The organism is Salinivibrio sp. SS3 (genome assembly GCF_001722105.1).
GTDB lineage: Bacteria > Pseudomonadota > Gammaproteobacteria > Enterobacterales > Vibrionaceae > Salinivibrio > Salinivibrio kushneri.
In genome coordinates this window covers 25,054-36,844 of sequence record NZ_MEBQ01000017.1, presented here as the reverse complement: position 1 = coordinate 36,844, position 11,791 = coordinate 25,054, and the positions used below count along the sequence as shown (strand labels likewise).

9 protein-coding genes are annotated in these 11,791 nt (G+C 50.8%); 4 read left to right on the top strand and 5 right to left on the bottom strand.

Going from position 1 to position 11,791, the window contains the following annotated elements:
* Positions 1 to 230 precede the first annotated feature (230 nt).
* The 4 genes from lysS to xerD all read right to left on the bottom strand — a co-directional run bounded on the left by lysS (position 231) and on the right by xerD (position 5,601).
* Entirely contained in the window at positions 231 to 1,739 is a 1,509-nt protein-coding gene (gene lysS / locus BGL48_RS07630; protein WP_069362103.1) for a lysine--tRNA ligase, read from the bottom strand.
* Positions 1,740 to 1,765: 26 nt separating this feature from the next.
* Positions 1,766 to 2,864, bottom strand: a protein-coding gene (gene prfB, locus BGL48_RS07625) for a peptide chain release factor 2 (RefSeq protein ID WP_100298016.1) whose coding sequence is annotated in 2 segments (ribosomal slippage) — positions 1,766 to 2,788 and positions 2,790 to 2,864 — 1,098 coding nt in all. Because the reading frame shifts where the segments join, the coding sequence is not laid out codon by codon here.
* Positions 2,865 to 2,958: 94 nt separating this feature from the next.
* Entirely contained in the window at positions 2,959 to 4,689 is a 1,731-nt protein-coding gene (gene recJ, locus BGL48_RS07620; RefSeq protein WP_069362102.1) for a single-stranded-DNA-specific exonuclease RecJ, read from the bottom strand.
* Between the two features lie 21 nt (positions 4,690 to 4,710).
* Positions 4,711 to 5,601 carry a site-specific tyrosine recombinase XerD gene (gene xerD / locus BGL48_RS07615; protein ID WP_083238480.1) on the bottom strand — a complete coding sequence of 297 codons (891 nt, stop codon included), beginning with the start codon at positions 5,599 to 5,601 and terminating at the stop codon, positions 4,711 to 4,713.
* A gap of 149 nt (positions 5,602 to 5,750) precedes the next feature.
* On the opposite strand from xerD, the gene fldB reads away from it, so the two are divergent.
* Positions 5,751 to 6,269 carry a flavodoxin FldB gene (gene fldB / locus BGL48_RS07610; protein ID WP_069362101.1) on the top strand — a complete coding sequence of 173 codons (519 nt, stop codon included), beginning with the start codon at positions 5,751 to 5,753 and terminating at the stop codon, positions 6,267 to 6,269.
* A gap of 86 nt (positions 6,270 to 6,355) precedes the next feature.
* Here the strand turns inward: fldB and brnQ are convergent, their stop codons facing one another.
* Positions 6,356 to 7,660 (bottom strand): branched-chain amino acid transport system II carrier protein, encoded by a 1,305-nt coding sequence (gene brnQ / locus BGL48_RS07605; protein ID WP_077486867.1) that lies wholly within the window; start codon positions 7,658 to 7,660, stop codon positions 6,356 to 6,358.
* Positions 7,661 to 7,968: 308 nt separating this feature from the next.
* Here brnQ and BGL48_RS07600 point away from each other — a divergent pair, with 308 nt between their 5' ends.
* The 3 genes from BGL48_RS07600 (at position 7,969) to BGL48_RS07590 (ending at position 11,785) form a co-directional block, all read left to right on the top strand.
* Entirely contained in the window at positions 7,969 to 8,673 is a 705-nt protein-coding gene (locus BGL48_RS07600) for a tRNA1(Val) (adenine(37)-N6)-methyltransferase (protein WP_069362100.1), read from the top strand.
* Between the two features lie 103 nt (positions 8,674 to 8,776).
* Entirely contained in the window at positions 8,777 to 10,000 is a 1,224-nt protein-coding gene (srmB, locus tag BGL48_RS07595) for an ATP-dependent RNA helicase SrmB (RefSeq protein WP_083238478.1), read from the top strand.
* A 237-nt stretch (positions 10,001 to 10,237) separates the two neighbouring features.
* Positions 10,238 to 11,785, top strand: a complete 1,548-nt coding sequence (locus BGL48_RS07590; protein WP_069362099.1) for an alanine/glycine:cation symporter family protein — start codon at positions 10,238 to 10,240, stop codon at positions 11,783 to 11,785.
* Positions 11,786 to 11,791 lie beyond the last annotated feature (6 nt).

Here is an 11,791-nt window from a genome sequence, read left to right as displayed (position 1 = left end):
CTGCCTTACATCCATTCTGTCTTTTTTGCCAGCGAATCAAGCCCCTATTATAAAGAAGGGCGAGTCCTAATCTGTCTCAATAAAGAGACATGCGATGGGTTGTAATACGGATAATTGTAGCCAGATATCTGAAAAATCCAGATAAAATATCGCAGGTTTTTGAGAAAACAACGACGCAAGGCGCAAAAAAAGCGGCTCATTGAGCCGCTTGTGCTGTGGTCTGTCCAGTATTAACTGCCATGCTGTGGGCGCATGGCTGGGAACAAGATCACATCACGAATCGTATGCGTGTTGGTGAATAACATCACCAATCGGTCAATACCAATTCCTTGTCCCGCCGTCGGTGGCAACCCATGCTCGAGTGCGTTGATATAATCCGCATCGTAGTACATCGCCTCATCATCACCAGCGTCTTTGGCATCTACCTGGGCTTTGAAGCGTGCATCTTGGTCTTCTGCGTCGTTCAGCTCCGAGAAGCCATTCGCCACTTCACGCCCACCGACGAAGAATTCAAAACGGTCGGTCACAAACGGGTTATCATCATTGCGACGCGCCAGCGGTGAAATATCGGCCGGATATTCGGTGATAAAGGTTGGCTGAATCAACTGCGGTTCAGCTGTCTCACCAAAGATCTCTTCCAGCAACTGTCCAGCCGTCCAGAATGACTCAACACTGATTTTGAGTGATTTCGCTATCGAGGCAAGGTGATCACGATCTTGTACCGTCTCATACGTCAGCGCCTGAATATCAGCATGATCAGGGTTATATTGCTTGATAGCATCGAGCATGGTCATTCGCGGATAAGGCCCTGCGAAATTAATGTCATGCTCACCATAAGGCAATACAGACTGTCCCATCACGTCCAGCGCCACGCGAGAGAGCATGTCTTCCGTAAGATCCATCAGATCATTGTAATCGGCATACGCCATATAGAATTCCATCATGGTGAATTCAGGATTATGACGCGGTGAAAGCCCTTCATTACGGAAGTTACGATTCACTTCAAACACACGCTCAAAGCCGCCGACAACCAAACGCTTTAAGTAAAGCTCGGGCGCCACACGTAAGTACATGTCGATATCAAGTGCATTATGGTGGGTGGTAAAGGGACGCGCGGTAGCACCGCCTGGGATGACGTGCATCATCGGCGTTTCCACTTCCATAAAGTGTTTTTCCACCATGTAATTACGGATGGCGGTGACCACACTTGAACGCACTTGGAAAGCGTGACGCGACTCTTCGTTGACAATCAGGTCCACATAGCGCTGACGATAGCGCAGCTCCTGGTCAGCTAGCCCATGGAATTTTTCCGGTAGCGGACGCAAGGCTTTCGTCAGCAGTTGGTAGCGCTCCATGTTGACATACAGATCGCCTTTACCAGATTTATGTAGCGCACCGTGCACGCCAATAATGTCACCGATATCTAAGCCTTGGTACTCGGCTTTCAACGCCTTTTGCACGTCTTTTGACGCATAGGCTTGAATACGGCCCGAGACATCTTGTACCACCATAAATGGACCGCGTTTAGCCATGATGCGGCCCGCAATGGTCACTTTGTGGTCCAGTGTTTCGAGTTCCGCTTTTTCTTTCTCGCCAAATTCAGCTTGCAAGTCAGCCGCTAAGTGCTCACGACGGAAATCATTAGGATGGCCGTTTGCCTTACAATTTTCACGAATGTGAGTGAGCTTGGCACGACGCTCGGCAATCAGCTTATTTTCATCTGGTAACTGGTCAGTCATAGAAAACCCTTTACATTAATTCGTCATTACAGGCCAGATTTGAGGCTGGCTTCAATAAATTTGTCCAAGTCGCCGTCGAGAACGGCCTGCGTATTGCGGTTTTCAATACCGGTACGCAAGTCTTTGATACGCGAATCATCTAATACGTAGGAGCGGATCTGGCTGCCCCAACCGATATCAGATTTGGCGTCTTCGTTGGCTTGTTTTTCCGCGTTTTGCTTTTGTAGCTCAAGCTCAAACAACTTCGCACGCAGCTGTTTCATCGCCTGATCTTTGTTTTTATGCTGTGAGCGATCGTTTTGGCACTGCACCACGGTGTTGGTCGGCACGTGGGTGATCCGCACTGCTGACTCGGTGGTGTTAACGTGCTGCCCACCCGCACCAGAAGCTCGGTAGACATCAATCCGTAAATCTGATGGGTTAATATCGATATCAATGTTGTCATCGATTTCCGGGTACACAAACGCCGAGGCAAACGAGGTATGACGACGGCCCCCCGAGTCGAAAGGCGATTTACGCACCAGACGATGAACGCCCGTTTCCGTGCGTAGCCAGCCGTAGGCGTATTCACCGGTGATGCGTACCGTGGCAGATTTTAATCCAGCCACATCCCCCTCAGACACTTCAATCACTTCAGCTTTGAAGCCTTTCGCATCCGCCCAGCGCAAGTACATGCGGAGCATCATGTTGGTCCAATCTTGCGCTTCAGTACCGCCTGACCCGGCTTGCAGGTCAATATAGCAATCAGACGCATCGTGCTCACCAGAAAACATGCGGCGGAATTCTAGCTTGGTTAGCTTGGCTTCAAGCTCCACCAGCTCCGGCTCCACTTCGTCAAAGGTTTCTTGATCGTCTTCCTCGACGGCCAGCATCAGCAGTTCGTTGACGTCTTCGCCGCCTTGAGTCAGTTGCTCGATGGTTTCCACCACCGCTTCAAGGGAAGCACGCTCTTTACCCAGCGCTTGTGCACGTTGTGGTTCATTCCACACGTCCGGTTGTTCTAACTCGGCATTAACTTCTTCTAGACGCTCTTTTTTAGCATCATAGTCAAAGATACCCCCGGAGGACATCGGTACGTTCGGCGATATCGGCGAGGCGATTTTTGATTGGATTAATCTCAAACATGGTCAAGCATCTTCATTATTAGCGGAAATTTAACCGCCGAATTTTAGCGAATTGTCGCGCCAATAAACAGGGCGTGATGGAAAAAGCCGCATATTTAAGCGGCTTCAAGGTGAGAAATGATCAACTGGGCGCTACGATTACCGCGAAACTCATTGATATCCAGGCGGTAAACGAGTCGTAACGTCTTGGTACTGGGATCGGGCCAGCGACGCAAATCAACGTTAAAAGCAATGGCATCAATCATGGTGCCGCCGCCTTCCGGCTCGACCATCAATTTTAAGTGTTTGCCGCCCACCAGTTTTTGCTGCAGCACCTTAAAAAGGCCATCGAACTGCGGCTCCGGGAAGCCTTGCCCCCAAGGGCCGCCTGATTGAATGGTTTCGGCTGTCTCTAATCCCAGCTCGTGACTTTGTAAGGGACCATCACTTAACAAGACACCTTTTAAGTCGTCCTCACTGACCTGCTCACGCACCTGCGCATCAAACTGCTTGGCGAACGTATCAAACTGTGCTTCGTCGATGGTCAATCCAGCCGCCATGGCATGGCCGCCAAACTTTTTAATTAATCCAGGATTTAATGTATCAATCCGATCCAATGTATCGCGCATATGCAAACCCGGAATCGAACGCGCTGAACCTTTTATCAGTCCATCCCCCCCATCGGCAAACGCAATCACAGGGCGGTGAAATTGATCTTTTAAGCGCGAGGCGAGGATCCCAATCACGCCTTGGTGCCAGTCACGCTGAAACAGCGCCAACCCTACCGGCAATTCTTGCTCGGACTGTTCGGCAATCAAGCGCTCACACCAAGCCACGGCTTCTTGCTTCATGCCTTGCTCTATATCTTTGCGGGTTTGATTGAGCGCATCCAACTCAGACGCCATGCGTCTGGCAGCATGAATGTTGTCACACAGTAAAAGCTCAACCCCAAACGCCATATCATCTAAACGCCCCGCGGCATTGATCCTTGGCCCCAATGCAAAGCCGAAATCACTGGCGACAAGCGTGGCCATGTTGCGATTGGCCACCTCGATGAGCGCCTGGATCCCAGGGCGGCAACGCCCAGCGCGGATCCGCTGCAACCCCTGATGTACAAGAATCCGGTTATTACCATCTAACGCTACCACGTCGGCGACCGTGCCCAGCGCGACCAAATCCAGCAACTCGGCTAAGTTAGGGACGGCCAGTCCCTGCTGCTCAAACCACCCTTGGTCGCGCAAATGCGCACGCAGCGCCAGCATCAAATAAAAGGCGACCCCCACACCGGCAAGCGCCTTCGAGGGAAAACCACAGTCATCCAGATTCGGGTTCACCATGGCGTCGGCCTCAGGCAGTGTCTCACCCGGTAGATGGTGATCGGTCACCAGCACCTGCATACCGAGCGCTTTGGCGTGCGCCACCCCCGCCAATGAGGACACCCCGTTGTCCACAGTCATGATAAGCTCTGCTCCCCGCTCCGCGGCTTGGTCAACCACCTCAGGGCTTAAGCCGTAGCCATCGTCAAAGCGGTTTGGCACCAGGTAATCGACACGGGAGGCACCCATCATGCGTAAGGCTTTGACGGAGAGCGCTGACGATGTCGCGCCATCGGCGTCAAAGTCACCCACAATCAAGATCGATTGATGGGTCTTTAGCGCCTCGGCGAGCAAGTTAACGGCAGCATCAATCCCGGTTAACGCTTGATATTGATGCAAGCCAGCCACGCTGCGGTTGAGCTCGCTGTCTTCCTTTAAACCACGGTTAGCGTATAAGCGTTGCAATAGCGGCGGAATGGCATCGCTGAATGCCGGTGTCACTGACGGCGTACGTCTTTTTATTTCTATCATGAAGTTGTCACCAGTTATCGGTTAGCCGCGTGGGTGGTGTGTTTGATGCAGCTGCTTCAAACGCTCGGTCGCCACATGGGTATAGATTTGCGTCGTCGATAGGTCACTGTGTCCAAGTAACATCTGCACCACGCGTAAATCGGCCCCATGATTGAGTAAGTGAGTCGCAAACGCATGACGTAAAACATGCGGCGACAGATCATCGGTCTCAATCCCTGCCAGTTGCGCGTAATACTTGATGCGATGCCAAAAGGTTTGCCGTGTCATTTGACGGGCGCGTTTGCTTGGGAAAAACACATCGGTACTGGTTTCACCCAGCAATACCGGGCGACTATACGCCAAATAGTGCTCCAGCCAATCCACGGCCGACTCTCCCATCGGGACCAAGCGTTCTTTGTCACCTTTACCGGACACCCGCACCACACCTTGGCGCAAGCTCACATTCTCCATCGTCAGCCCGATAAGCTCTGTCACACGCAAACCCGTCGCATATAACAGCTCCAACATGGCTTTATCTCTAAGCTCAAGGGGGTCGTCGGTATTCGGTGCCATTAATAATGCATCGATTTGCTCTTCCGTCAGATCTTTCGGCAGCCGCTTGGGCTGCTTCGGACTGATTAGGGTGGCACTGGGATCGTCGGGACGCAACTTCTGTCGATACAAGTATTGGAATAGGCGACGTAACGCCGACACCATACGGCTGCGCGTGCTGGATTGGTAGCCCTGCTCATGTAGCCAGTATTGGTAATCTTGTAAGTCTTGCTTGCTCACCGCTACCAGCGAGCGAGTATCGAGCCAATGGCACAGCTTCAATAAATCTGTGCGATACGAATTTAACGTGTTTTCGGAGAGTCCGCGCTCCATCCACATAGCATCCAAAAATTGCTCGATGCGTTCAATGTTGTTCGTCACCTTCAGCCCACTTGGTTATTAATCGAAAAAACACGCCCATCACTTGGGTCACGGCCAGCCGCGATTATACAAAATGTCGCTTGCAGTTGCTGGATCATATTACCGTTGAGCAGGTAAACTGCGCCCATGACACACAAACGAGTCGTGCTATGAAAATCGGTCTTTTTTATGGTTCTACCACCTGCTACACCGAAATGGCCGCGGAGAAAATCCGTGACTTTATCGGTGATGATTTGGTCGAACTACATAATGTCAAAGAAACACCGCTCGCCAAAATGGCAGATTACGATTTGCTGCTACTTGGGATCTCAACCTGGGATTTTGGTGAGCTACAAGAAGATTGGGAAGCGGTTTGGCAAGACATTGATAGTCTCCAACTAGACGGCAAAGTCATCGCCTTGTTTGGCTTGGGCGACCAAGAAGGATACGCCGAATGGTATCTGGATGCCATGGGCATGCTCCATCAGCAACTACAAGGCTGTGGCGCGCAGTTTATCGGTTACTGGTCTACCGAAGGTTACCGTTTTGATGCCTCAAAAGCCGTCACTGAGGACGGCAAGCAATTTGTCGGTCTTGCCCTTGATGAAGACTCTGAGTACGAACTCAGTGACGAACGGATCCAAAACTGGTGCGAGCAAGTGCTGGTCGAGTACCAAGCGTTACTCTGATACGCGGCCTGTTTAATCCCCTCAAATAAAAAAACCGCGCCCAACCAGCGCGGTTTTTCTTCGCGACTATGTCGCGGTCAACATGATTAGGCTTCCGCTAGCGCATTAGCACGTGATCCAACAAACTTTGCCACGCCCATTGCCACCAGTGTGGGCAGCAGCCAGGCCATACCGACATCAAACAGCGGTAGGAAGCTAAAGGCACTCATGTCAGCGCCCATGACTTTTGCCGCATCAAGCAAGCTAAACAGCAATGCCACGCCCAACACGAGGCGATAACCTAGCGCTGGATTTGGTAACCAGCGACGGATGAAGGTCAAGCCAATCAGTGCAATCGCAACCGGGTATAATGCGAATAAGACAGGAATAGAAATAGCGATAAGCTGTTTAAGGCCCACATTGGCCACCACCGCACAGACAGTCGCGACGACGACCACCCAGCGACGATACGTCCATGATGTGAGCGAGCTAAAGTAATCGGCACACGCGCTCACCAACCCAATCACAGTGGTCAAACACGCCAGGCCAATGATCGCCGCGAGGATCATTTGCCCGACCGGGCCAAACAGTGCATCCACGTAAGCGGCCATGATTTCGCCGCCATTTTGCGTCCCTTGCGCCACCACACTGGCGGTTGAGCCTAAATAGAACAGCGACACGTACACAAACGCCAATCCAGCCGCGGCGATAATACCGGCGTAAATCAGGTACATGCAGGTTGCTTTATTGTCTTCGATACCTTTTTTGCGGATCACATCGACAATCAACATGCCGAACATCAAGGCCGCAAAGGTATCCATGGTGTTATAACCTTCCAAAAAGCCGGTTGTCAGCGCGTTTTCAACATAGCTACCCTGCGCGGCCACCACGTCGCCTTGAGGATTGATGATCACTGCGATAGCCAAAATCGCGAGCGCCGCGAAGAGCAGGGGCGTCAAGAACTTACCGATGGTATCAATCAGTTTGCCTTGAGATAGCGAGAAAAACATCGCGACGGCAAAAAAGACCACAGAGAAAGCGCCCAGCTCTAACTGTCCTGGCGCAGATAAAAAAGGTTTAAAACCAATTTCATAGGCAACCAGTCCGGCGCGAGGGGCGGCAAAAGCAGGGCCAATAATGATAAAAATCAGCACGGCCATCAGTGTCGCGACACCCGTTGGCAGATCACGGGTCAGGCCTTTCCAGCCGCCGCCTGCGACCGCAACCGCAATGATACCGATTAAAGGAAGACCGACCGCGGTGATCAAAAATCCGATCATCGCGGCGGTGTAATGATCACCAGCTAACATGCCAGCTTGTGGGGGAAAGATTATATTTCCAGCGCCTAAGAAAAAGGCAAAGGTCATAAAACCTAACGCTAAAATATCTACTAATTTTAAACGTTTAGTCACGATGTATACCTACAGCTTGAAGATAGTGTTTGCAATCAATAATGTTTCACCCAGCTGAAACGCTCATTTATAATATTTTGTTTCAGACGATGGGCAGAGCGCAGAATAATGAAGAAGTTCATAGTCACAGTAAAGGCATTGACAAAAAACCTTGTGATCTTCTGCTTTAGCAATAACAATCAGCTCAATAAACTATCTATCATGTTATCCATGGTATTTTTTAACGATCAATATCGATAACATAGTGGTTACACAAAAGACAAAAATGCTAACTCTTGATGCCACTACGTCGCCAGAGTGCAGGACACATGAGCCAATTTCGCTTTAAACAATTTGTTATCGACCACGGCAATTGTGGCATGAAAGTCAGTACAGATGGTGTACTGCTAGGCGCTTGGGCTCAGCCTGGGACGGCGAGCAACAGCTTGGACATCGGGACAGGAACCGGTTTGTTAGCGCTGATGTTAGCACAACGTTTTGCTCATCTATCGCTGACGGCGGTCGAGTTCGATCCGTCCGCCTTTCACTGCGCCACGTTAAATGTGAGAGCGTCACGGTTTGCCGCGCAAATCCAATTGCACCACGGTGATATTAACGACTTTGCGTGTCGCGAACAGTGGCAACATATTGTCTGCAATCCCCCTTATTTCACCAGTGGTGCGCTTTCAAGCAACCCACAACGGGCCGTTGCCAGACATGCCAGTACCTTAAGCCATCCCGCGCTTATTGCCTGTCTAAAGCGGTTACTCGCCCCCACAGGGTGTGCGGATCTGATTTTGCCCACCAAAGAAGCCAATGCATTCATTGAAGATGCACAAGCACAAGGGCTTTTTTTACACCGCCACATGTTGGTCAGCGCCACACCGGAAAAAGCCCCCTCTCGCGTATTATTCACGCTAAGCCCGACGACGGGCGCGGTCAGATCTGATACGATCGCGGTGCGCGAGCAAGATGGCACCTACACGCAGGCTTTTGCCGATCTGACGCGAGCATTTTACCTTAAACTCTCGTAAGCCAAATCGAGCAGCGCCTCGCTATCATTGGCCTTGGGCGCGCTGCCCATTTACACTATTTGCGTCTATAATACCGCGCTTAACTATCCTTGGAGAATTACCTGTGCGAAGCTTTGCCGAACTCGAGCTGGATCCAGAACTGCTCAGTGCACTTGACGATATGGGCTATCAGCGCCCTACGCTGATCCAATCTGAGGTTATCCCCCACGGTATGGATGGACGTGACATCCTTGCCTCCGCGCCAACGGGAACCGGCAAAACGGCGGCTTTTTTGCTGCCCATGTTGCAGCACTTACTCGACTTTCCGCGGCAAAAACCCGGGCCAGGTCGCGTACTGGTTCTCACCCCCACGCGTGAGTTAGCCATTCAGGTAGCTGATGAAGCGCGCGCATTAGCGAAAAATACCAGTCTTAAGATATTCACCATCACCGGCGGGATTTCATACCAAGAGCACGCGGAGCAGCTGGGTAAAACACAGGATATTGTGGTGGCAACGCCTGGCCGTTTGATGGAGTACATTGAAGCTGAGCGATTCGATTGCCGCGCCGTTGAATGCCTGATCTTAGATGAAGCAGACCGGATGCTGGATATGGGGTTTGCGAATGCGGTCAATCGACTCTCTGATGAGTGCCAGCGCCGCCGTCAGACCATGCTCTTCTCCGCCACACTAGAAGGGCGCGGGGTAGCAGGCTTTACCGAGGATCTGCTAGATAACCCTGAGCTGGTGGATGTGACACCGCCACGCCGCGAGCGTAAAAAAATCACCCAGTGGTATCACCGCTGTGATGATCTTGACCACAAGCGCGCCTTGCTAAAAGCGATTGTCAGCGAACAGGCAGAGCGCGCGATTGTATTTATTAAAACACGTGAACGCTTGGCGGAGCTTCGTGATTATATGCAGTCACAAAAACTGGATTGCGCCTGGATCCAAGGTGAAATGCAACAAGCGAAACGTAACAATGCCATTAACCGGTTTAGCGAAGGAAAGGTGAAGGTCCTACTGGCCACGGATGTCGCGGCACGCGGTATTGATGTCCCAGATATTACCCATGTGATCAACTATGATCTCCCACGCACGGCTGATGTCTATCTGCACCGTATTGGTCGCACGGCGCGCGCAGGCAAGAAAGGCTCTGCCATTTCACTGGTCGAAGCCCATGATCAACCGATGATGGATAGGATCACGCGCTACATGGATGAAGAGATTAAAGAGCGAACCATTGATGGCTTGAAGCCTAAACATAAAAAAGCAGAGCACAAGAAGAAAAAAAAGAAGCAAAGCGTTAAAAACTCGAGCAAAGTCAAAAAGCCAAAAAAACGCAAATAGAACTAGACACCTATCAGCCTGACTGACTCGCTGATATATAAGGAATTACTCAAGGAGGCCCGTAAAGGCCTCCTTTTTTTCGCTATCGGCGTCCATTTTGTTGAGCACAAAACGATCAGATTCACACATCGTGCAATATAAAGACACAAAATATTAACAATTGAACTGAAAATCAGTTTAAGATGCTATTCGCGATAACAACAAAACATGATGCAAACACAGTAGAAGGAACTCACTATGCAATCGTTTGTCGATTTCTTAAATAGCATCATATGGAGTCCGGTTCTGATTTACACCTGTTTGGGTGCGGGACTGTTTTACTCCATACTGACGCGCTTTGTTCAAATCCGTCACTTCTCCGAAATGTGGCGACTCCTCTTTTCAGGGAAAAGCTCAACCAAAGGGATTTCTTCCTTCCAAGCCTTAGCAGTATCACTCTCTGGCCGTGTCGGTACAGGTAATATCGCTGGCGTCGCCGCCGCTATCGGTTTTGGTGGCCCTGGCGCGGTATTCTGGATGTGGGTCGTTGCTTTTCTAGGCGCGGCAACCGCTTACACTGAATCAACCTTGGCACAAATTTATAAAGAAGAAGACAATGGTGAGTTCCGTGGTGGTCCTGCTTATTACATTGAAAAGGCAATGGGACAGAAATGGTATGCCATCCTCTTCGCGCTCGCGACCTTACTCGCCTGTGGTGTAATGCTACCTGGGGTACAATCCAATGCGATTGGTAATGCGGTCGAAACCGCGTTTGGCTCTGGCGCCATGGTTGATACCGCCATGTTTGGTGCACTTGAAGTGTCGAAAGTGATTACCGGTGCCTTCATCTCTATCGTGCTCGGGTTCATCATTTTCGGTGGTGTTAAACGTATTGCCCACTTTACGCAAATCGTGGTGCCCTTTATGGCACTGGCGTACATCATTATTGCGTTTGTTATCATTCTGTTGAACATCAGTGAAATTCCCGCCGTGGTTTCTATGATCATCGGCGATGCCTTCACACCGATGGCAGGTGCGGGCGCAGCTATTGGTTGGGGGGTTAAACGTGGTGTTTACTCCAACGAAGCCGGTCAAGGGACAGGTCCACACGCGGCGGCGGCCGCCAACGTTGACCACCCAGCTCAACAAGGCTTAGTGCAATCCTTCTCGGTTTACATCGATACCTTGCTGGTTTGCTCGGCAACCGCGTTTATGATCATCATCACCGGTGCTTACAATGTCCATGGTCCGGGTGAAGCCTATATCGTGCAAAACTTGGCATCTTCGGTCGCGGCAAACAGCCCTGAGTTTACTCAGCTGGCGATTGAAGCGGCGATGCCTGGCTTGGGTAAACCCTTTATCGCCTTTGCACTCTTTTTCTTCGCCTTTACCACCATTTTGGCCTACTACTACATTGCCGAAACCAACATTGCGTACCTGCGTCGCACTATCAAGGTGCCAGGAATGATGTTTGCGCTGAAAGTGGTGCTAATGTCCGCCGTGTTCTACGGCTGTGTGCGGAGTGCTAACCTCGCTTGGGCGTTTGGTGATGCCGGTGTGGGTTTGATGGCGTGGTTAAACATTGTTGGCATCATCATCATCTTCTTTATCTCTAAGCCAGCCCTTAAGGCGCTAAAAGATTATGAAGAGCAACAGGCTAGAGGGGTAGAAACCTACACCTTCGATCCCGTTAAGCTTGGCATCAAAAATGCCGATTATTGGGAGCAACGTCTGGCGCGCCGTAATGGCAAGCAAGACGGTGAAGCTACCGATGCCGATGGCAAACCTATCAATCCAACGGCATAAAATTCA